Annotated in this window: 23 protein-coding genes; all 23 read left to right on the top strand. The window is 45.4% G+C overall.

Going from position 1 to position 21044, the window contains the following annotated elements; all coding sequences use genetic code 11:
* The first annotated feature begins 3 nt into the window (after positions 1-3).
* The gene (locus DXB43_RS03810; RefSeq protein ID WP_243006635.1) at positions 4-645 is read left to right on the top strand and encodes a hypothetical protein; all 642 of its coding nucleotides are present in this window, start codon (positions 4-6) and stop codon (positions 643-645) included.
* 19 nt (positions 646-664) lie between these two features.
* Positions 665-1579: a bacteriophage abortive infection AbiH family protein gene (locus tag DXB43_RS03805; RefSeq protein ID WP_117946838.1), complete on the top strand. Its 915-nt coding sequence runs from the start codon at positions 665-667 to the stop codon at positions 1577-1579.
* A 24-nt stretch (positions 1580-1603) separates the two neighbouring features.
* The gene (locus DXB43_RS03800) at positions 1604-2968 is read left to right on the top strand and encodes a hypothetical protein (protein ID WP_117946837.1); all 1365 of its coding nucleotides are present in this window, start codon (positions 1604-1606) and stop codon (positions 2966-2968) included.
* A gap of 182 nt (positions 2969-3150) precedes the next feature.
* Positions 3151-3627 carry a PcfB family protein gene (locus DXB43_RS03795; protein WP_087418626.1) on the top strand — a complete coding sequence of 159 codons (477 nt, stop codon included), beginning with the start codon at positions 3151-3153 and terminating at the stop codon, positions 3625-3627.
* Positions 3624-5465 carry a VirD4-like conjugal transfer protein, CD1115 family gene (locus tag DXB43_RS03790; RefSeq protein WP_199535075.1) on the top strand — a complete coding sequence of 614 codons (1842 nt, stop codon included), beginning with the start codon at positions 3624-3626 and terminating at the stop codon, positions 5463-5465. Before DXB43_RS03795 ends, DXB43_RS03790 begins: the two co-directional genes overlap by 4 nt.
* A gap of 247 nt (positions 5466-5712) precedes the next feature.
* On the top strand, positions 5713-5853 hold the full coding sequence (locus DXB43_RS03785; protein WP_117946836.1) for a Maff2 family mobile element protein: 141 nt from the start codon (positions 5713-5715) through the stop codon (positions 5851-5853).
* Between the two features lie 167 nt (positions 5854-6020).
* Positions 6021-6380, top strand: a complete 360-nt coding sequence (locus DXB43_RS03780) for a PadR family transcriptional regulator (RefSeq protein ID WP_015534245.1) — start codon at positions 6021-6023, stop codon at positions 6378-6380.
* Positions 6377-6835, top strand: a complete 459-nt coding sequence (locus DXB43_RS03775) for a DUF1700 domain-containing protein (RefSeq protein ID WP_117946835.1) — start codon at positions 6377-6379, stop codon at positions 6833-6835. The genes DXB43_RS03780 and DXB43_RS03775 overlap by 4 nt, the downstream gene beginning before the upstream one ends.
* A gap of 3 nt (positions 6836-6838) precedes the next feature.
* Positions 6839-7282 (top strand): DUF6591 domain-containing protein, encoded by a 444-nt coding sequence (locus DXB43_RS03770; protein WP_117946834.1) that lies wholly within the window; start codon positions 6839-6841, stop codon positions 7280-7282.
* A 169-nt stretch (positions 7283-7451) separates the two neighbouring features.
* Positions 7452-7874 carry a sigma-70 family RNA polymerase sigma factor gene (locus tag DXB43_RS03765; RefSeq protein WP_117946833.1) on the top strand — a complete coding sequence of 141 codons (423 nt, stop codon included), beginning with the start codon at positions 7452-7454 and terminating at the stop codon, positions 7872-7874.
* On the top strand, positions 7867-8079 hold the full coding sequence (locus DXB43_RS03760; RefSeq protein WP_117946832.1) for a helix-turn-helix domain-containing protein: 213 nt from the start codon (positions 7867-7869) through the stop codon (positions 8077-8079). The genes DXB43_RS03765 and DXB43_RS03760 overlap by 8 nt, the downstream gene beginning before the upstream one ends.
* A gap of 502 nt (positions 8080-8581) precedes the next feature.
* A complete protein-coding gene (locus tag DXB43_RS03755) occupies positions 8582-8980 on the top strand; it encodes a plasmid mobilization protein (protein WP_025486349.1) in 399 nt (132 codons plus the stop codon).
* Positions 8952-10574 carry a relaxase/mobilization nuclease domain-containing protein gene (locus DXB43_RS03750; RefSeq protein WP_117946831.1) on the top strand — a complete coding sequence of 541 codons (1623 nt, stop codon included), beginning with the start codon at positions 8952-8954 and terminating at the stop codon, positions 10572-10574. The genes DXB43_RS03755 and DXB43_RS03750 overlap by 29 nt, the downstream gene beginning before the upstream one ends.
* Before the next feature lie 184 nt (positions 10575-10758).
* A complete protein-coding gene (locus tag DXB43_RS03740; protein WP_005927784.1) occupies positions 10759-10971 on the top strand; it encodes a hypothetical protein in 213 nt (70 codons plus the stop codon).
* Positions 10961-11710, top strand: a complete 750-nt coding sequence (locus tag DXB43_RS03735; protein ID WP_117946830.1) for a phage replisome organizer N-terminal domain-containing protein — start codon at positions 10961-10963, stop codon at positions 11708-11710. The genes DXB43_RS03740 and DXB43_RS03735 overlap by 11 nt, the downstream gene beginning before the upstream one ends.
* Positions 11707-12561 carry an ATP-binding protein gene (locus tag DXB43_RS03730; protein ID WP_117946829.1) on the top strand — a complete coding sequence of 285 codons (855 nt, stop codon included), beginning with the start codon at positions 11707-11709 and terminating at the stop codon, positions 12559-12561. Before DXB43_RS03735 ends, DXB43_RS03730 begins: the two co-directional genes overlap by 4 nt.
* Positions 12558-12746 (top strand): transposon-encoded TnpW family protein, encoded by a 189-nt coding sequence (locus tag DXB43_RS03725; protein ID WP_002569233.1) that lies wholly within the window; start codon positions 12558-12560, stop codon positions 12744-12746. Before DXB43_RS03730 ends, DXB43_RS03725 begins: the two co-directional genes overlap by 4 nt.
* A gap of 111 nt (positions 12747-12857) precedes the next feature.
* Entirely contained in the window at positions 12858-14468 is a 1611-nt protein-coding gene (locus tag DXB43_RS03720; RefSeq protein WP_117946828.1) for a recombinase family protein, read from the top strand.
* Positions 14469-14489: 21 nt separating this feature from the next.
* A complete protein-coding gene (locus tag DXB43_RS15870) occupies positions 14490-14651 on the top strand; it encodes a Maff2 family mobile element protein (RefSeq protein WP_117946827.1) in 162 nt (53 codons plus the stop codon).
* A 13-nt stretch (positions 14652-14664) separates the two neighbouring features.
* Positions 14665-15537: a VirB6/TrbL-like conjugal transfer protein, CD1112 family gene (locus tag DXB43_RS03710; protein ID WP_117946826.1), complete on the top strand. Its 873-nt coding sequence runs from the start codon at positions 14665-14667 to the stop codon at positions 15535-15537.
* A 51-nt stretch (positions 15538-15588) separates the two neighbouring features.
* A complete protein-coding gene (locus DXB43_RS03705) occupies positions 15589-15996 on the top strand; it encodes a PrgI family protein (RefSeq protein WP_117946825.1) in 408 nt (135 codons plus the stop codon).
* Entirely contained in the window at positions 15944-18439 is a 2496-nt protein-coding gene (locus tag DXB43_RS03700) for a VirB4-like conjugal transfer ATPase, CD1110 family (protein WP_117946824.1), read from the top strand. Before DXB43_RS03705 ends, DXB43_RS03700 begins: the two co-directional genes overlap by 53 nt.
* Positions 18439-21033 (top strand): CD1108 family mobile element protein, encoded by a 2595-nt coding sequence (locus DXB43_RS03695; RefSeq protein ID WP_117946823.1) that lies wholly within the window; start codon positions 18439-18441, stop codon positions 21031-21033. Before DXB43_RS03700 ends, DXB43_RS03695 begins: the two co-directional genes overlap by 1 nt.
* Positions 21034-21044: the final 11 nt, after the last annotated feature.

Here is a 21044-nt window from a genome sequence, read left to right as displayed (position 1 = left end):
GTGTTGAAAATCTTTGTTGATACGGGTTTAATGGATCAATCTGCTCATTTTGGGTGGCAGGATAAGAATCAGGCTTTGTATGGGTTGAGAGAAGGATATAAAAATAGTGCAGATGAATTAGTTGATATTGCTGTTAATTGTGGCGGAAATCCCAAGATTTTGGATACCTATATTTTCCCAATTCTTTTTTCATATCGCCATTGTATAGAAATATCATTAAAACATATTTATATGCGGGCATGGGGAAAGATTCCAAAAGGTGGACATAATTTACTGACCCTGTGGGATGTCATAAAAGAAGAAATTGTAGATAAAATGATATGTTCAGAGGAGTTTGTAGAACATGTGAAATCATATAAAGAAAACTTTATTAAATATAATTTGAATGGAATCAACTGTAATAAAATTCGTTTAATGATAAAGGAACTGCAAGAGGCTAATCAAAAAGATGTAGAAATAAATCCCGATAAAAGGCAGGTGGATCAGAATGCAGAGGTATGGAGATATCTAATATCTACAGATGAAAATTTGTTTTTTATACAGGGACATTCAATAGATTATCTTGTTTTGAAAGATAGTATTGGACAAATATATGAAGTTTTAGATTATATTTATTATATTGTGGATGAATATTTATCGTCATAATTTATATAGGGGATAGAAAATGAAGGTATTTATAATAGGAAATGGATTTGATAAAGGACATGATTTGAAAACTAATTATTGGGATTTTCGGATATACTTGAAAAATATGTATCCAGAATTTTTAAATGCATTTGAAGGGCATTATTACATTTATCCTGCAAATAATGAGAAAGCGCAAAGAGAACTTTTATGGAATGAATTAGAGAAGAATTTAGCTAATATTGATGAGGATGTTATTATCGATAATGCGCTCCAAATGGATATGGCATTAGAAAGTGGTGATGTGGGTATTGAAGATACCTTGTATGAATATTTTACAGATCAATATAAGTATATAGACTTATTGGCAAAATATCTTAAGCAGTGGGTTAGAACGATAAGGATACGAGATGTGAAACCAAGAACATCGTTAATTAATAAGGTAGAAGATGCAATATATATTACCTTTAATTATACTGCTGTATTAGAACATGTATATGGCATAAATGACGAAAGAGTAGTACATATACATGGATCGTTAAGGGAGTATGAAGATAACCCGATTTTAGGACATGGAAATATTGAAAGAATAGAGAAGATAAATGCAAAGTTGGAAGCAGCAGAAAGAATATACGATGAAAAGGAAATTAGTATTTGTAAGGTGGTAAAAGATTATTATGAAAGAACTTTTAAGAACGTTAATAAGTATATGTATAAGATTTTATGGTTAGAAGATAAAGATGTAGATGAAATTCAAGTTATTGGACATTCAATAGCAGGTGTTGATTTACCATATTTTTCAAATATTGAATTATGCACAGGACATAAGGCTAAATGGATTGTTTATTATTGGGGAAAGGATGAAAAAGACAGGATGTTTAATGACTTAGTTGAGTGTGGCATTTCAAAAGATAGAATAAATATGAAGCCAGCCTTAGAATTTTATGATTTATAAAACTGAAGAGAGGAGAAAATAGATATGGTAAAACAAAAAATGCAGAATGGCTATATAGAATGTTTGGATAAGCCATATATTTTCACATATGATGGAGAATTGCTTCAATTAGTGCCGAAAGATAAAGAGTTAATTCGACCATATGATTTTTTAAAAAACAAGGAACAACATTTTGAAATTCTTGAGGGAATAAATCAGAGATCCGAAAGAATTTTTTTCCTAAATTGTTACTTAAAAGTGTTTAACTCTGGATATGTAGCAAAACCGGCGGGTTTTATTTGTTGTGACCAAAATCTTAAGGCTTTCGATGTAATTACATTTAAAAGTGGAATAATGGATTATTTTTATAGAGCAAATCAGATAGTTGACGAAGAGAGCTCTAGTTGTAATTATGAAACTGGAGAAAGTGTCATTAAATTAAAAGGATTTAACAAAACTACCAGATCTTGTGATGTTGTAATTGATGGAATGAAAGCTAACCTTATGATAAGCATTACTCAGCCGGGGTTGCCTATTTATTTGAAACCTGAGTATAATTTAGGAAAACCAAAAACTATACTTAGATTAATGTTTGATACTTCTGTAGAAATTTGTAATTTTAGAAAAATCTATATGTGGATTTATAATTTGATGGTATTTTTAAATTTTCGTAAAGACGTATTTATGGGAGAAATTGAACTTGGAAACTTAAATGAAGAAAAAAAGGTAGCTAAAGTCGCTGATACATATATTTTAGGAAAAAACAAAAATGAAATTACTGATATAGATAGAATTATTGGATACTATTTCGTAGAAGAGAGGTTAAATCAATTATTACAGATTGTGAATAAGCCGGATTTGAATCTGCTTTTCATTCCAGAGAGTGAGAATGACGATAAGTATATTTCACCAGAAAAATATATGGTATGTTGTACAAGTTTTGAATCGGTATTTAATTTTGTATTTCCCAATGCTAAAATAGAATTTTCAGAAAAAGCAAATGAAGTCAAAGAGGAATTTCTTGATTATATCAATAAAAAAGAAGATGAGTATAAAGGAGTTGATGCTAAAAAAAGGAAAGAATTTAGAAAGTATGCAGATATGATCAAATTATTAGATTTTGGGTTGGCTGAAAAATTTGAATATTGTCTTTCAAAATATGAAGTTGTGATTAACGATTATGTAAATAGAAAACAAAATAGGTTACGCTATACAGATGATGAATATAAAGGTATTGCACAAGCATTTGCAAAGAAAAGAAATATGTTTATGCATAATAGTTTAGAAAAATTTGAAGATATTCATATATTGGCGTATTCTTTAGCACGTGTTTTAATATATTGTATGATATTAGAAAAGGCTGGAATTAACGAGAAAATCATTACACAGGCAATTGATAATTTGTTATAATATAGCAACAGCGTAAAGGCAGTTATAGACCGTAAAGGTTTGTAGCTGCCCTTTTTGCGTTTACAGAACTTTTGGACAAAATGTCCAAAAGTGGAAAGGAGAGAAAAATGAAGTATCTGCTGCACAGGCTGTATGTTCCACCATAGCGGAATTACAGCTACAAAAAATCAAGGAGGAAAACCATGCAGGAGGAAGTTACACAGAAAACGATTGCCCTTGTTTTCAAGTCCTCAAGGCTGACCGCCGATGTACTGAAAAAAGCCATGAAGATGTATCTGGAGCGCCGGAAAGCCGGACAACAGGCAACGCATGGAAAAATGTCAGTGAAAAAGCTGGTAGGTCAGGGTATGGGAGCTTCGAGTATTGAGGTTACGGATAACAACATCAAGTCCTTTGAACGAGTGGCAAGGAAATACAATGTTGACTTTGCTGTGAAAAAGGACAAGACGGTGGAACCGCCGAAGTATATGGTATTTTTCAAGGGCAAGGATGCCGATGTGATCACACAGGCATTTAAGGAATTTGTGAAAGTTAATGAGAAGAAGCGTGGCAGAGTATCCGTAAGGGAGAAGCTTGCAGAGTTCAGGGAGCTGCTTGGAAAGGACAAGAACAGGGAAAGAGCAAGGGAACACCAGAAAGACAGGGGGCAGTCGCTATGAGTAAGATTATAGACGGTATTGCCAAAGACCTAAAAGCCATCCCCGAAACGCTGAAGGCTAAGACCGCAGGCGTGGATAAAAAGAAGCTCATTCTTATGAATCTCCCGTATATTCTTGCAGGGTATTTTTGTGACAAGATAGCGTGGCTGTGGCGCGTATCGCCGGGGAGTAATGCTTCCGATAAGATGATGGCAGCCATGAATGGGCTGAATGATTTGTTTTCCAATCCGTTGCCGAGCTTTTTTCCGAAAGATTTGCTGGTCGGTATTGTGGGCGGCGTTGCGCTCCGTCTTGTGGTGTATTTCAAAGCCAAGAATGCCAAGAAGTTTAGGCAGGGTGTAGAGTACGGTTCCGCAAGGTGGGGAAATGCAAAGGATATAGAGCCTTATGTCGATCCGGTCTTTGAGAACAATGTCATACTGACAGAAACGGAAAGGCTGATGATGTCGGGCAGACCAAAGCAGCCGAAGTATGCAAGAAATAAAAACATTCTTGTTATCGGCGGTTCCGGTTCCGGCAAGACTCGCTTTTTTGTGAAACCCAACCTGATGCAGATGCACAGCTCCTACGTTGTCACTGATCCGAAAGGAACGGTGCTTGTGGAGTGTGGAAAAATGCTGTTAAAGAACGGGTACAAAGTCAAAGTTCTGAACACCATTAACTTTAAAAAATCAATGCACTATAATCCTTTCGCTTATATCCGGAGTGAAAAGGACATTTTGAAACTGGTAAACACAATTATCTTAAACACCAAAGGAGAGGGACAGCAATCCGGTGAAGATTTCTGGGTGAAAGCCGAAAAGTTGTACTACACAGCCCTTATCGGATATATCTGGTATGAGTGCGTGGAGAAAGAACAGAATTTTACCACCCTGCTTGACATGATCAATGCCAGTGAAGCAAGGGAGGACGATGAGGAGTTTAAGAATCCTGTCGATTTGATGTTCGATGAGCTTGAGGAGAGAGAGCCAGACCATTTCGCAGTAAAGCAGTACAAAAAGTACAAGCTGGCTGCGGGAAAGACAGCTAAGAGTATCTTGATTAGCTGTGGTGCAAGATTAGCACCATTTGACATTAAGGAGCTTCGTGATCTGACAAGCTATGATGAACTGGAGCTTGATATGTTAGGGGACGAAAAGACAGCTTTGTTTGTCATTATCTCCGATACAGACGATACATTCAATTTCATTGTGTCAATCATGTACACACAGCTCTTTAACCTGCTCTGTGACAGGGCAGATGATGTGTATAACGGAAGGCTGCCGATTCATGTGCGCTGCTTATTAGACGAGTTTGCGAACATCGGGCAGATACCAAAGTTTGAGAAGCTGATCGCTACAATCCGTAGCCGGGAAATTTCAGCTTCTATTATTTTGCAGTCAAAGTCACAGCTTAAAGCGATTTATAAGGACAACGCCGATACCATAGAGGGCAACTGTGATACCACACTATTCCTCGGCGGGAAGGAAAAGACCACGCTTAAAGAGCTGGCAGAAGTTTTGGGTAAAGAAACCATTGACCTTTATAATACCTCGGACACGAGGGGTACGAGCCAGTCCTACGGTCTGAATTACCAAAAGACCGGAAAAGAGCTTATGAGTCAGGACGAGATTGCAGTCATGGATGGTGGCAAGTGCATCATGCAGCTTAGGGGAGTAAGACCATTCTTCTCCAATAAGTTTGATATAACAAAGCATAAGCAGTACCATTTGCTTTCTGACTATGACGAGAAGAATGCCTTTGACATCGAAAAATATGTAAAGAACCTGTACCATGCAAAGATCAGGAACAACGACATCGTTGATGAGGTGGAAGATGTCGGGGAAATCGCAGCATAAAACTGAATATGGAACTATTAACGTAACTTCTGGACAAAATGTCCAAAAGTGGAAACGGAGTTTTGAATGTACTTTAGGATAGAAAAAGCACCCGATACCGCAGTCGGCAAACTTGAAGGTATCGGATGCCCGTCAGGGTAATCCTAAAGGAATGCCCTGTCCTTATTTTATCACAAGGCAGGGCATTTGACACGAAAAACTCTTTTCATCACAAATCAAATTTAAGGAAAGAAAGAGGTAAATTAAAATGTCATTTTTTGCAACAGCAGTAACAGGATTAAAGACCGTAGTAACAGCAATCGGAGCAGGTGTAGGTGTATGGGGTGTTATCAACCTTCTGGAAGGTTACGGTAACGACAATCCCGGAGCAAATGCTCATGTGCCATAAAGTAACACACAAGAATTTGATAGACAGCAGCCCATTATTCCGATATTGCCTTACGCACGCATCTTGTAACTTTTTCGTTAAGACTATTGACTCTGATACCTCGAAAGAGATATAATATAGTTGCTACTTAGCAAGCCTAAGTAGCGAAACTAAAGAGAGGCGACGATATGAATAACAAATATGTCCAGCAATTCAAAAAAGGCTCTCTGGAAATGATACTCTTATGCCTAATCGGACGCAAGGAAACTTATGGATATGAAATTATAACCGAATTGAACAATAGTGCGTCTGTTTTGGGATATGCGAAAGAGGGAACCATTTACCCTATTCTGTATCGTTTACAGGAAGCAGAACTAATCAAATGCCGATTGGCTCCGGCTGCGGCAAATGGCGGCTCAAAAAAGTATTATTCTTTAACTGATAAAGGCAGGAATGTACTTGATGAACTAATCTTATTTTGGTCAAGCTATGAAAACTGCGTAAACGGCTTTATAGAAAGTTATCAACAAGCGAGGGTGTCCAAATGAAAGAACAATATATCAAACAGGTTGAAAAGGAACTATCTTTACCACGCAAAATGAAAAAAGAGGTTGTGCGTGACTTGAATGAAGTTTTTGCGTCTGCTATGGAGCATGGAGAAACAGAGCAACAGGTTATCCAACGTTTGGGCACACCAAAAGAATTTGCAGACAGCACCGCAGAACAGTTTGGCATTGATAACACCACATTGAAAAAAAGGAACGGTATCATTTCTACTCTTGTTGCGCTTGTTATCGCGGTTGCTGCCTTTTCGGTATATGCTGTTGCACAATCAGGAAAAGTACCAGAAGGAGCAATCGGACAGGCAGACGCGACAACAAATATACAGATTGAGGGCGCATTTGCCTTTGATGTTTCACAAATCCTTTTGACTATTGGGTTTGTAGCAACGGCTATTGCTGTTTTGTTAATTATTAGAACCATACACAAAAACAGGAGGTAACCAATGAAGAAGTATATTTCTGTATTCGCAATCATGCTTATGATTTTTTTGGCTGCGTGTTCTAATCAAAATATCTCATCTGCACCAACCAGCAATGAGAGCAATACACAATCTAACAGTGTTACAAAATTGGAAGAGGGCGTTTGGCCTGCGAATGAGTACACGGAGGGGCTTCCTGTTCCGCCTGGTACGGTTGCATGGGCTACACTTGATACAGAACATGGGAATTGCAGTATCAACCTTACCGGCGTTAGCGAAAACGACTATAACGAGTACATGGAGATTTTGAACCAAGAAGGCTTTTCCGTAATTGAAAATGTGTCAGAGGAAATCGAGGGAGAAAACTATGTTTCTATCGGAACACTTTTGTCAAATGAAGAAAAGTGGATAAGCATCAGCTATGTTCCAGACAGTTTCGGTATCTACATTTCTTTTGTCAACAACTGAATGAACATAACGAAATAGCAAAGCCAGTCGAGCCAGTCAACGGTTAAGATGAACGGCGCATACGCGCCGCCGTTGACAGCCCCGCCCGCCTTTGCTGGCAGGCAATCAAGGGGTGGACAGCAAGGAGTGCTGCCCGCCCCGTACTATTATTCAGAGAGGGGGAATTTCCATGACCGAGATTGAAGCCTATCAAGAGTATATCCGGTGCAAGCACAACGCCTTTTGTAAAGCCGTTATTCGGTATGCCGCCATCGGGAAAATCATACGGCTGCGGCAGAAATGGGAACGGGAAATTTCCCTTGACTATCTGACAAATGAGAAGTTTGTCCAGTTTGCCGAGCCGGAGCCGGACGAAGAACACCCCTTTATCGTCTGCGGCCAGACCGTCCTGCTCTGCAACGTCACCCTTGCCGCTGCACTCTCGACTTTGCCGGAACAAGCGCAGGAAGAAATCTTCCGCTACTATTTCCTGCACCAGCCGCAGCGCGTGATCGGTGCGTACTTTGGTCAAACACGCAGCACAGCGGGGCGGCATATCCAACTTGCCTTGCAGCGGTTACGGGAGGAAATGGAGGTGAGCCGCCATGAGTAGGCTACTTCCCTATGAAACCATTGTCAAAGCCCATGAAGGCGACCCGGAAGCCGTGGACGCAGTTCTTTCCCACTATGCCGGATATATCCGATACTTTTCCAAAATGAACGGGCAAGTCAATGCCGAAGTTGAGGACTATGTGAAAGAACGGTTGATTGCCTGTCTGCTCAAATTCCAATTTGACTACCCGCCGGACGAGCCATAAAAACTGAATACTTGCCGCCCACCGGCGGCCATCGAAAGCAGTAAGTCTTGAAAAAGATTTACTGCTTTTTTCTATTCTATTTCCGGCCATTTTGCCCCTTGCCGGTTGCAGTAGTGAGTGAAAAGAAAAATTCTCTACCCCGCCAGTTGCCAAAAAGCTGTTGCCCGGATTACAGGAGCAAAAGGAAATTTGAGAAAATCCCCGTCCAGCGGGTAGATGACGGTCTTTGAAATGTATCTTTAGCGGAAAGGAAAAAAGACCGCCTACAGCGGGCAGCAAAGCCCTTTTCGAGCGTTATATTAGCGGAAAATGAGAAGCCCCCATATGCGCCGGGGTTTGCAGTTACGGAGAGCAAGATTCTACCGCAGTACCAAAATTCGCTTTTCGCTCATTTTGCCCCTGCGGGAATCTTGTTGGGGAGTGCCTTCCCCAAACCCTGCTTATGCGGCTTACGCCGCTTATCCCGCCGCAGCCATGCGGCAGCCGAAAGGAGGTTTTTACCATGCGAAAACGATACAACACACCGCACCGCAGCCGGGTAGTCAAGACACGCATGACCGAGGAAGAATACGCCGAGTTTGCCCAGCGGCTTTCTGCTTACAACATGAGCCAAGCCGAGTTTATCCGGCAAGCCATAACCGGGGCAGCCATACGCCCCATCATAACCGTTTCCCCCGTCAACGACGAGCTGCTTGCCGCTGTCGGGAAGCTGACCGCCGAATACGGCAGGATCGGCGGCAACTTAAACCAGATAGCCCGGACACTGAACGAGTGGCACAGCCCCTACCCGCAACTTGCCGGGGAGGTACGGGCGGCGGTTTCCGACCTTGCTGCCCTAAAGTTTGAAGTCTTGCAGAAAGTGGGTGACGCTGTTGGCAACATTCAAACATATCAGCTCTAAAAATGCGGACTATGGCGCAGCGGAAGCCTACCTCACATTTGAGCATGACGAGTTTACCATGAAGCCCACCCTTGATGAAAACGGGCGGCTGATACCGAGGGAGGATTACCGCATTTCTTCCCTCAACTGCGGGGGCGAGGATTTCGCCGTTGCCTGTATGCGAGCCAATCTCCGCTATGAGAAAAACCAAAAACGGGAAGATGTGAAAAGCCACCATTATATCATCAGCTTTGACCCACGGGACGAGACAGACAACGGTTTGACCGTAGACCGGGCGCAGGAGCTGGGCGAGCAGTTCTGTAAAGAGCATTTCCCCGGACACCAAGCCCTTGTATGCACCCACCCGGACGGGCATAACCACAGCGGCAATATCCATGTGCATATCGTCATCAACTCCCTGCGGATTTACGAAGTCCCGCTTCTGCCCTACATGGACAGACCAGCCGACACAAGGGAGGGCTGCAAGCACCGCTGCACCAACGCCGCTATGGAATATTTCAAGAGTGAAGTCATGGAAATGTGCCACCGGGAGGGGCTTTACCAAATCGACCTCTTGAACGGCAGCAAGGAACGGATAACGGAACGGGAATACTGGGCGGCAAAGAAAGGGCAGCTTGCCCTTGATAAAGAGAACGCTGTCAGAGAAGCCGCAGGACAGCCGACCAAGCCCACCAAGTTTGAAACGGACAAGGCGAAGCTGCGCCGGACGATACGGCAGGCACTTTCCCAAGCTGGCAGCTTTGACGAGTTTTCTTCCCTTTTGCTGCGGGAGGGCGTGACCGTCAAGGAGAGCCGGGGGCGACTTTCCTACCTCACGCCGGACAGGACGAAGCCTATCACAGCCCGGAAGCTGGGGGACGATTTTGACAAGGCTGCTGTCCTTACCCTGCTCACGCAGAACGCCCGCAGAGCCGCCGAACAGACCACAGCCATACCCGAATACCCCTACACCCAAAAGGAACGCTTGCGGGAGGAAAAAGCCGCAAAAACCACCCCGGCAGACAACACCTTGCAGCGCATGGTTGACCGGGAAGCCAAGCGAGCCGAGGGCAAGGGCGTGGGCTATGACCGCTGGGCGGCAAAGCACAACCTAAAGCAGATGGCGGCTACCGTTACCGCCTATCAGCAGTATGGCTTTTCTTCCCCGGAGGAACTGGACGAAGCCTGTTCTGCCGCTTATGCCGCCATGCAGGAAAGCCTTACAGAGTTGAAGCAGGTGGAAAAGACGCTGAACGGGAAAAAGGAGCTGCAACGGCAGGTGCTTGCCTATTCCAAGACCCGCCCTGTCCGGGACGGGCTGAAACAGCAGAAAAACGCCAAAGCAAAAGCAGCCTACCGTCAGAAGCACGAAAGCGACTTTATCATAGCAGACGCAGCCGTCCGTTATTTCAGGGAGAACGGCATTTCCAAGCTGCCGAGCTATAAAGCCCTGCAAGCAGAGATTGAAAGCCTTATCAAAGAGAAAAACAGCGGCTACAACGATTACCGGGCAAAACGGGAGGAATACCGCCGCTTACAGACTGTCAAGGGCAATATCGACCAGATTTTACGCCGGGAACGCAAGCCTGTGAAAAGGCAGGAACAGGAACGATAAAAACCACCCCAAAATGTACCCGAACCCATACAGAACAAGGAGGCTGCCCCGTACCCTACCCGCAATACCAAAGGATTTTTTAACGGGCTTACAGGGCAGAAAAACCCCGAAAATGATACCGAGATGATACAGAATTACCGCCGATACCGCCACACCAGCGGAAACGGCAGAAAGGAGCGCACCCATGCCAAGAATGAGCAAGAAACGGCGGCTGGAATGGTCTTTTTTCCTGCGGCAAGTAAAAGTCGGGAATACCACCTGCGACCGTATCACATACAACGACCTCTGCCGGGGCTGTACCCATAGCTGCAAGCAGAGCTTCCGGGCGGTTATCATACTCTGCCCCCGCTACTACTCCAAACGCCGGAAAAAGGAGGACAGGGACAATGGCAGATAACCGCAAATATTACTACCTCAAGCTGAAAGAGAACTTTTTTGACAGCGACTCCATTGTGCTGCTGGAAGATATGAAAGACGGGATTTTATACTCCAATATCCTCTTGAAGCTGTACTTAAAATCGCTGAAAAACGGCGGGAAATTGCAGCTTGACGAGCATATCCCCTACACAGCGCAGATGATAGCGACACTGACCCGCCACCAGATAGGGACGGTTGAAAGGGCTTTAGAGATTTTCCGGCAGTTGGGGCTTGTGGAGCAGCTTGACAGCGGGGCTTTCTATATGACCGACATTGAGCTGATGATAGGACAGTCCTCTACCGAAGCCGAGAGAAAACGGGCTGCAAGGCTGGAAAACAAGGCACTTTTACCGTCCCGGACAAAAGGCGGACATTTGTCCGACATTCGTCCACCAGAGATAGAGATAGAGTTAGAGAAAGAGATAGAGTTAGAAAAAGAGAGAGAGGGAGAAACGGGACACCCCGCCCCCGCCGCTTATGGCAGATACAACAATGTGATACTGACCGATACAGAGCTTTCTGGGCTGAAAACAGAGCTGCCCGACAAGTGGGAGTATTATATTGACCGGCTTTCCTGCCATATCGCTTCCACCGGGAAGCAGTACCATAGCCATGCAGCCACCATTTACAAGTGGGCGCAGGAGGACGCTGCCAAAGGCAAGGCTGCCCCGAAACAGGGCATACCCGATTATTCATGCAAGGAGGGCGAGAGCTTATGAAAAACGAGATTGAAGCTATGATTATGGATATTACAACCACTACCGCCGAAGCGGAGGACTACACAGGCGAGGACGGGCTTTTATACTGCGGAAAGTGCCATACGCCCAAAGAAGCCTACTTTGCAGAGGGAAAGACTTGTTTCGGGCGTGACCGCCACCCAACAGACTGCGACTGCCAGCGGGCAGCCCGTGAAAAGCAGCAAGCCGCTGAAAGCCGACAGAAGCACCTTGAAGAAGTGGAGGACTTGAAACGCCGGGGCTTTACCGACCCCGCTATGCGGAACTGGACATTTGAGCATGACAATGGCAGAAACCCACAGACCGAAACCGCCCGCTTTTATGTGGAGAGCTGGGAAACCATGCAGGCTGAAAATATCGGCTACCTGTTTTGGGGCGGTGTGGGGACAGGAAAAAGCTACCTTGCCGCCTGTATCGCCAACGCCCTTATGGAAAAAGAGGTTGCCGTTCGCATGACAAACTTTGCAACGATACTCAATGACCTTTCCGCCAGCTTTGAGGGCAGGAACGAATATATTTCCCGCCTTTGCAGCTACCCTCTGCTGATACTTGATGATTTCGGTATGGAGCGAGGGACAGAATACGGGCTGGAACAGGTTTACAGCGTGATTGACAGCCGTTACCGAAGCGGCAAGCCGCTGATCGCCACGACCAACCTCACGCTGGAGGAATTGCAGCACCCGCAGGACACGCCCCACGCCCGTATCTATGACAGGCTGACTTCCATGTGCGCCCCCGTCCGCTTCACGGGCAGCAACTTCCGAAAGGAAACCGCACAGGAAAAGCTGGAACGCTTAAAGCAACTGATGAAGCAGCGAAAGGAGAGCCTATGACAGAAACCAAACAGACAAGCACCACCAAAACAGACCGCCGCCCGGACTGTGTAACGGAAATCCGCATGGGCAACTCCGTCCTTACCGTTTCCGGCTTCTTCAAGCAGGGCGCAACCGACACCGCAGCCGACAAGATGATGAAAGTGCTGGAAGCGGAAGCTGCTACACAAAAAACGGCGATTTGACCGACCATAAAGAAGCAGATTTGACGCTTTTGCCGCTATACAGACAGCCGCCCCATGTGGTACAATCAAGGTACGGAATAGTGGGGCTGGCTGTCGGAAACGGAGGATTTTATGTTAAGACAGACCAACCAACAACCAATTACCGCCCTTTACCCAAGACTTTCCCATGAGGACGAGCTGCAAGGCGAGAGCAATTCCATTTCCAACCAGAAGCGTATCCTTGAAACCTATGCAAAGCAGAACGGCTTTTCCAATCTGCGCTGGTACACGGACGACGGTTATTCTGGTGCGAACTTTCAAAGACCCGGTTTTCAAGCCATGCTTGCGGACATTGAAGCCGGAAAAGTCGGGACAGTTATTGTAAAGGATATGTCGAGGTTAGGGCGAAACTACCTGCAAGTGGGAATGTACACGGAAATGATTTTCCCACAGAAAGGTGTCCGCTTCATCGCTATCAATGACGGAGTGGACAGCGCACAGGGCGACAATGACTTTGCCCCGCTGCGGAATATCTTTAACGAATGGCTGGTGAGAGATACGAGCAAGAAAATACGGGCGGTAAAACGCTCAAAAGGCATGAGTGGCAAGCCCATCACAAGCAAGCCTGTGTATGGCTACCTCATGGACGAGGACGAAAATTTTATTATTGACGAGGAAGCTGCACCCGTAGTCAAGCAGATATACAACCTCTGCCTTGCCGGAAACGGTCCGACCAAGATAGCCCGTATGCTCACAGAGCAGCAAATCCCCACGCCGGGGACGCTGGAATACCGCAGGACGGGACACACCCACCGTTACCACCCCGGCTATGAGTGCAAGTGGGCGACCAATACCGTTGTGCATATCCTTGAAAACCGGGAATACACGGGCTGTTTGGTAAACTTCAAGACTACCACGCAATCCTATAAGTGCAGTAAAATCATTTACAATGACGAGGATAAGCAGGCAATCTTTGAGAACCACCACGAACCTATCATAGACACCCAGACATGGGAACGGGTGCAGGAGCTTCGCAAGCAGCGTAAACGCCCCAACCGCTATGATGAAGTGGGCTTGTTCTCCGGCATACTGTTCTGTGCGGACTGCGGCAGTGTCATGTATCAGCAGCGATACCAGACGGACAAGCGCAAGCAGGACTGTTATATCTGCGGCAACTACAAGAAGCGCACCCATGACTGTACGGCGCACTTTATCCGCACCGACCTCTTGACCGCTGGTGTACTCTCCAATCTGCGGAAAGTGACAAGCTATGCGGCAAAGCATGAAGCCCGGTTTATGAAGCTCTTGATTGAGCAGAACGAGGACGGGGGCAAGCGCAGGAACGCCGCCAAGAAAAAGGAACTGGAAGCCGCCGAGAAACGCATAGCCGAGTTATCCGCTATCTTCAAGCGGCTGTATGAGGACAGCGTGACCGGGCGCATATCAGACGAGCGTTTCACAGAACTGTCGGCAGACTATGAAGCAGAACAACGGGAGCTGAAAGAAAGAGCCGCCGCTATCCAAGCGGAGCTTTCCAAAGCACAGGAAGCCACCGTGAACGCAGAAAAGTTTATGAATGTTGTCCGGCGGCATACCAGCTTTGAAGAACTTACCCCTACTCTGCTGCGGGAGTTTGTAGAGAAAATCGTTGTGCATGAGTGCAGCTATGACGAGAACAAGACCCGCAGACAGGACATTGAGATTTATTATTCTTTTGTTGGCAAGGTGGACTTGCCCGAATAACCGCCCGACCTATCCGACACAATGCGCAAGTGCCGGATAGGAACGGCAAAATTTTTTACACTTCTATTACTTCTTTATCACACATCAGCAAAGTCACAGGGTATCAAGCAGCTTATGTCCGGCGGGGGCATTATCATTGTGGCGCAGACGGTGATTCCACAGCTCTCCACACTGTTCTCATAAGAGATAGTCCTTCATGGGTGGAATCATTGACAAGATTACTGATTTCATTAAAGAGATGCTGCAAGGGTGGGTGCTGTCCAACCTTGAAACCATGTTTACCGATGTGAATGACAAGGTAGGCACGATTGCAGGGGAGGTCAGCCAGACACCCAGCTCATGGAACTCCGGCATTTTCAGTATGGTGCAGACGTTATCGGAAAATGTCATTGTCCCCATAGCGGGAATGATCATCAGCTTTGTGCTGGTCTATGAGCTGATTACAATGGTTATCGACAAAAACAATATGCACGACTTTGATACGAGCCTGTTCTTCCGTTTTTTATTCAAGGCTTGTATCGCTGTCAGCTTACTTTCTAAGACTTTTGATATTGTCATGGCGGTCTTTGACGTGGGAAGTCATGTAGTGACACAGGCGGCAGCTTCCATATCCGGCTCAACGAGTCTGGATGTGCAGGCTACGCTTACTTCCATGTTCAACAGCCAGATTGACAGTATGGGGATTGGGGAGCTGATAGGACTTGGCATGGAAACCATGATCATCAGCCTGTGTATGAAAATCATGTCCGTCCTTATCACCGTCATTTTATACGGACGTATGATTGAAATATACCTTTATGTATCAGTAGCACCAATTCCGGCGGCAACCGTAACCAATAGGGAATGGGGAACAGTCGGAACTAATTATCTAAAGGGACTTATCGCTTTAGCATTTCAGGGATTTTTCATTATGGTATGTGTGGCGATTTATGCTGTGCTTGTGGCAAGCGTGGCAGTGGCAAGTAACCTTCACAGCGCCTTATGGTCTGTGGCAGCCTATACCGTAATCTTATGCTTCAGCTTATTCAAGACAGGTTCCTTATCAAAATCAATTTTTAACGCTCACTAATTCATGGTGGGCGTTGCCCATATATGGGTATGCACACGAAAGGAGCAGACTATGGCAATATCAGTACCAGTGCCAAAAGACCTGAGTGGCATCAAAACGAAAGTAGCATTAAACCTTACCAAAAGACAGATCATCTGTTTTAGCGGAGCTGCCATTACCGGAGTTCCTTTGTATTTTCTTACAAAGGGAGTTTTAGGGACGCAGGCGGGAGCCCTTATCATGGTGGGAGTGATGCTGCCATTTTTCTTTTTGGCAATGTATGAAAGGGACGGGTTTCCGGCAGAAAAACTTCTGTACTTTATGATACGGCAGAAGATGCTTACACCGGGGATACGTCCGTATAAATCGGAAAACCTCTACGAGCAGTTGGAGGAAAGAGAAAAAATAAAGAAGGAGGTGCGCTACCTTGAAGAAAAAGCAAAAGGCGCAAGCCGGAAACCGCAGAATGCCGGAAAATAAGAAGGCGGCAAGCAGAGCCAGACTTACTTTTTCGGAAAAGAAGCGGTTAGTGGAGCTTAGACGTATTCTTGCCGGAAACGGGAAGGAACAGGCAAAGCCGGATACTGCACAGAAAACCATTACCTTCAAAAAGATGTTTCGTGATGGTATCTGTCAGGTAACACATAATTTTTACACGAAGATGGTGGAGTTTTACGACATCAACTATGACCTTTTGGAAGTAGAAGACCAGGGAGATATTTTGGAGGAGTACAGCAAGCTCATCAATTACTTTGATCCGTCCATTAAGTTCGAGCTGTTCCTATTTAACAGGCAGGTCAATGAACAGGCACTTGCGGAGCAGTTTGACATACCTTTGCAGGATGATGATTTTGACGATATTCGTGAGGAATACACACAGATGCTGAAGCATCAGTCGGCAAAGGGAAACAACGGTATCATCAAGTCAAAGTATCTCATTTTTGGTGTGGAAAGCACCGGATATAAGGAAGCAAGGAACAAACTGAATAATATCGAGAAAGATGTTATCCGAAACTTAAATAACATCGGCACGAATGCCCGGTCACTTGACGGAAAGGAAAGACTTCGTATCCTGCATGAGTATTTTAATCAGGGAACGATGGAGCCTTTCCGTTTTTCATTTAAGGAACTGTCAGAGTCTGGCAAGTCAGTCAAGGACTATATTGCACCGCCGGGGTTTGACTTTAGGTATCCGAGCAGATTTAAGTCCGGCAGTATGTACGGAAGTGTTCACTATCTGGATATTATTGCACCGAGATTTAATGACGAGCTGTTAAAGAAGCTCCTTGACATTGATGATAACCTTACCATTACCATGCACATGCAGACGATGGACCCGGTAAAGGCAATCAAGATGTTAAAGGGAGCTTTGACGAATATTCAGAAAATGAAGATTGAGGAGCAGAAAAAGGCTGTCCGCAGCGGCTACGATATGGATATTCTTCCTACAGACATCATCACTTATGAAAAGGACACCTTAGAGCTTTTAGACGATCTGAACACGAGCAACCAGAAGATTGTCAAAATGACCTTCCTGATTACCTGTTACGGAAAGACAAAAATGGAGCTTGAGAACATCACGCAGAGAGTGTCCGGCATTATCCAGCAGGCAAACTGCAACTTACGATGCTTGCAGTATTTACAGGAGCAGGGGCTTATGGCATCTGCACCGATTGGGTGCAATGATACCGGAATTGAGAGAGTGCTGACAACCAAAAGCACTGCTATCCTTGTTCCGTTCTGTACACAGGAGCTGTTCATGCCTGCTCCGGCAATCTATTACGGGTTAAATGCCCTCAGTAACAACATGATTATGGCAGACCGCAAAAGGCTTCGTACACCAAACGGTGTGATACTCGGAACGCCGGGTTCCGGTAAGTCCTTCAGCGCAAAGAGGGAGATTTTATCCTGTTTCCTTATGACAAGGGATGACATTATCATCTGTGATCCAGAGGGAGAGTATTTCCCATTGGTACAGGCACTAAAGGGGCAGGTCATAAGACTTGCCACTGATTCCAAAGATTATTTAAACCCGATGGATATTCAGTTATCCCACAAAGGGGACAAGGAAGCTCTGAAATTAAAGAGTGACTTTCTCATTACCCTGTGTGATCTGATTGCCGGAGGAAAGGACGGTCTGGAGAATGATGAGAAGGGTATCATTGACGAATGTATCCGCCATATCTACGATACCTATTTTGAAAACCCTGTGCCGGAGAATATGCCTATCCTTGAGGACTTATACAATGCACTATTAAAATATGAGCCGAAAAACGTGGAAAAAGAGCTTGCAAAGGAAGCAAAGGCAAAGGCGGTCAGAATTGCCAACAGCCTTGTGCTGTATGTAAGCGGTTCGCAGAATTATTTTAATCATCGTACCAACGTAGACTCGCAGAACCGTATTATCTGTTTTGACATCAGGGACTTGGGAAAGCAGTTAAAGGAGCTTGGTATGCTGATCGTACAGGATGCGGTATGGAACAGGGTATCACAGAACAGGGAGCGTAAGATTGCCACCCGTTATTACTGTGATGAGTTCCACCTTCTGTTAAAGGAAAAGCAGACTGCCATTTACTCTGTGGAAATCTGGAAGCGTTTCAGAAAGTGGGGAGGTATCCCGACAGGGCTTACCCAGAACGTGGGTGACTTCTTACGTTCAGAGGAAATCGAGGGTATCTTGGGTAACAGTGATTTTGTGTATCTGTTAAACCAGAACGCAAAGGATCAGGCGATACTTGCGGATAAGTTAGGACTTTCCGAAAAGCAGCTTGCCCATGTAACCAATTCCGAGCCGGGGAGCGGTCTGATACTGTTTGACAACGTGGTTATCCCGTTTGTTGACAAGTATCCGACAAACACCAAGACCTATGCGATTATGAACACCAAACCGGAGGAAGCAGTTAAGAAAGATGAGGCGAGTTAATGGCAGATAAAAAGACAGGAAAAAGTGCCGCTTCCCATAAAAAGGCTGTGAAAGAATTTAAAAAGGAAGGCAATCCAGACTTTCAAAAAAGCGGCGGCTCAGATTTTCAGCCGAGAGATTCCGATGTCTTTCAGGAGAAAACAGGAGCTTCACAAAAGCCCGGCGCATCGAAAAGCCATGCGAAAAAGGAGTATGGGGAAACTTTTGGACAAAATGTCCAGAAGTCCGGTGCCGATAAGGGACAGGAGGAAAAGGCGGCATTTACCAAAGCCGAGAACACGTTTTCCGGGCAGGATAATTCCGGTCAGACGGAGGAAAACGGGAAAAGGCAGGAAGAAAAAGAGGATTACCACCGCAGGGACACTTACAGGCAGTCACAGGAAAAGGGCAAATACCACAAAAAGCGTGTGCAGCGAGAGCATAAACACAGGGAAAAAGCCAAAGATACCGTTTTTACGGAAGATGCCGGAAAGGTCTTTACGGAGGATCGTGCTTCAGAGTTTACCGGAAGCGAGAAATTAAAAAAGAAACAGAAACAGGCGCAGAAAGCCGCAGAGCAGGTCAAAAAGGCAAGAGGAAAACTTCCCAAGAAGCGGGAATATACCTTGCAGAGAGTCTTTGATGAAGAAACGGGCAAGGGGAAATATGTGGTTGTTCCGCTGGATAAGGAGAAGCCTTTTAAGCAGGAGAGCCTTTCCAAGACCACTATGCGGCGAATGCAGACGGAAAGCAGAAATTTCGTACATGGTAAGATTGCCGAGAACGAAAAGGAAAACTCTGCTGTGGAAGGTGCCCATAAGACGGAGCAGAAGGGTGAGGAACTGATTGGCTTTGTAAAAAGGCACTATAAGGGAAAGGAAGCAAGACAGCGGGCGAAAATAGCGAAGCTGGAAAAGAAGCAGTTTCAGAAAGAGGTCAACTTCCAGTACCAGAAGTTCTTAGAGGAAAACCCGCAGATGCAGAAAAAAGCATTGCAGAAGCGTTTACAGAAACAGCGCATCAAGCGGGAGTACATGAAAGCAAGACAGAAGGGAGCTGCCACAAAAGCGGCACAGGAAGCAGTGTCAAAGACTGCCAATACTGCAACCGCCATAGCAAAGAAATTACAGGAGATTGCAAGCAAAAATGCGGGTGTTCTCATAACGGTTGGTATCATGGCGGTGCTTCTTATTATGATTATGACCTCGGTATCGTCCTGTGGGGCGATGTTTGCAGATACGCAGTCTACAGTGCTTGCGGCAAGCTATTTAAGCGAACCGGCAGAGATTGATGCGACAGACTTGCAGTTTACCAGACTGGAGCTTGACCTTCAGAACGAGATTGACAACATCGAAACCGATTATCCGGGATATGATGAGTATTCCTATAATCTGGGGGAAATCGGGCACAATCCGTTTACGCTGATCGGGTATTTATCGGCTGTCCATACGGAGTTTACCGCAAGTGAAGTGGAAAGCGAGGTACAGGCTCTTTTCGGTGAGATGTATACGCTGACTCTTACACCGGATACGGAAACAAGGACAAGGACAGTAACCAAGACAGGTACACGCACTGTCACTGATCCGGTAACAGGAGAGGAGACAGAGGAAGAATACGAATACGAGGAAGAGGAGGAATATGAAGTCAGCATATTAAGGGTAGTGCTTACGGTCAAACCATTGGAAACCATTGTTGCCGGAAAGATGGATGCAGAACAGACAGAGATTTATGCCATGTATGCAGAAACAGGCGGGTTTTTACAGCAGTTTGCTTCTCCGCTTGATCTGTACTGGTATAACTATATTTCAAGCTATTATGGATACCGCAAGAACCCGAACACCGGAAATGAGGAACTGCACCGGGGCGTGGATATAGCGGTGCCCACAGGCACAATCGTTTATGCAGCCCATGATGGTACAGTCACGACAGCAACTTATGACAGCTATTACGGGAATTATGTGGTCATCGAAAAAGACGGTTACACCACAAAATATGCCCACATGGACAGCCTGAGTGTCAGTGCAGGTCAGAGCATAACCAAAGGTACGGTAATCGGAACTACGGGAAACACCGGAAGCAGTACCGGAAGCCATCTGCATATCGAGTGCTTATATAACGGAGAGTATTATAATCCGTTATTTTACTTTGATGTAGGCGAGGGAACGCTTTACGGGGAAAGTCCGGGAGGTGGCGGCGGTGCGCCGGGAAATGCCATACCACCGGATTCCTATGATGATGCAACCGTACAGGCACTTATGGAGGAAGCAGCCAAGTATTTAGGCTATCCGTATGTATGGGGAGGTTCGTCCCCGTCCACAAGTTTTGACTGTTCTGGTTTTGTGTGCTGGGTATTTACCAACAGCGGCGTACACAATCTGCCACGAACAACTGCACAGGGCATTTATGACCAGTGTACTCCCGTATCGGCAAGCGAAGCGAAAGCGGGAGACATTATCTTTTTCACAGGCACCTATAATTCAGCAGGAGCAGTCAGTCATGTAGGCATCTACTGCGACAACGAGGTAATGATACACTGTGGCGATCCAATCAAATATGCTTCCATTAACACTCCGTACTGGCAGATCCATTTTTACAGTTTTGGAAGATTGAATTAGAGGAAGTGAGA

This window comes from Roseburia sp. OM04-10BH (assembly GCF_003462605.1).
Taxonomy (GTDB): domain Bacteria; phylum Bacillota; class Clostridia; order Lachnospirales; family Lachnospiraceae; genus Roseburia_C; species Roseburia_C amylophila.
This window is presented reverse-complemented; position numbering and strand designations above follow the sequence as displayed.

Coding starts and splice junctions, on each gene's coding strand:
- DXB43_RS03730 (WP_117946829.1), top strand. CDS start 11,707: ATGAAAAACGAGATTGAAGCTATGATTATGGATATTACAACCACTACC.
- DXB43_RS03755 (WP_025486349.1), top strand. CDS start 8,582: ATGCGAAAACGATACAACACACCGCACCGCAGCCGGGTAGTCAAGACA.
- DXB43_RS03725 (WP_002569233.1), top strand. CDS start 12,558: ATGACAGAAACCAAACAGACAAGCACCACCAAAACAGACCGCCGCCCG.
- DXB43_RS03800 (WP_117946837.1), top strand. CDS start 1,604: ATGGTAAAACAAAAAATGCAGAATGGCTATATAGAATGTTTGGATAAG.
- DXB43_RS03705 (WP_117946825.1), top strand. CDS start 15,589: ATGGCAATATCAGTACCAGTGCCAAAAGACCTGAGTGGCATCAAAACG.
- DXB43_RS03770 (WP_117946834.1), top strand. CDS start 6,839: ATGAAGAAGTATATTTCTGTATTCGCAATCATGCTTATGATTTTTTTG.
- DXB43_RS03695 (WP_117946823.1), top strand. CDS start 18,439: ATGGCAGATAAAAAGACAGGAAAAAGTGCCGCTTCCCATAAAAAGGCT.
- DXB43_RS03760 (WP_117946832.1), top strand. CDS start 7,867: ATGAGTAGGCTACTTCCCTATGAAACCATTGTCAAAGCCCATGAAGGC.
- DXB43_RS03795 (WP_087418626.1), top strand. CDS start 3,151: ATGCAGGAGGAAGTTACACAGAAAACGATTGCCCTTGTTTTCAAGTCC.
- DXB43_RS03740 (WP_005927784.1), top strand. CDS start 10,759: ATGCCAAGAATGAGCAAGAAACGGCGGCTGGAATGGTCTTTTTTCCTG.
- DXB43_RS03780 (WP_015534245.1), top strand. CDS start 6,021: ATGAATAACAAATATGTCCAGCAATTCAAAAAAGGCTCTCTGGAAATG.
- DXB43_RS03775 (WP_117946835.1), top strand. CDS start 6,377: ATGAAAGAACAATATATCAAACAGGTTGAAAAGGAACTATCTTTACCA.
- DXB43_RS15870 (WP_117946827.1), top strand. CDS start 14,490: ATGCGCAAGTGCCGGATAGGAACGGCAAAATTTTTTACACTTCTATTA.
- DXB43_RS03785 (WP_117946836.1), top strand. CDS start 5,713: ATGTCATTTTTTGCAACAGCAGTAACAGGATTAAAGACCGTAGTAACA.
- DXB43_RS03720 (WP_117946828.1), top strand. CDS start 12,858: ATGTTAAGACAGACCAACCAACAACCAATTACCGCCCTTTACCCAAGA.
- DXB43_RS03805 (WP_117946838.1), top strand. CDS start 665: ATGAAGGTATTTATAATAGGAAATGGATTTGATAAAGGACATGATTTG.
- DXB43_RS03710 (WP_117946826.1), top strand. CDS start 14,665: ATGGGTGGAATCATTGACAAGATTACTGATTTCATTAAAGAGATGCTG.
- DXB43_RS03735 (WP_117946830.1), top strand. CDS start 10,961: ATGGCAGATAACCGCAAATATTACTACCTCAAGCTGAAAGAGAACTTT.
- DXB43_RS03790 (WP_199535075.1), top strand. CDS start 3,624: ATGAGTAAGATTATAGACGGTATTGCCAAAGACCTAAAAGCCATCCCC.
- DXB43_RS03765 (WP_117946833.1), top strand. CDS start 7,452: ATGACCGAGATTGAAGCCTATCAAGAGTATATCCGGTGCAAGCACAAC.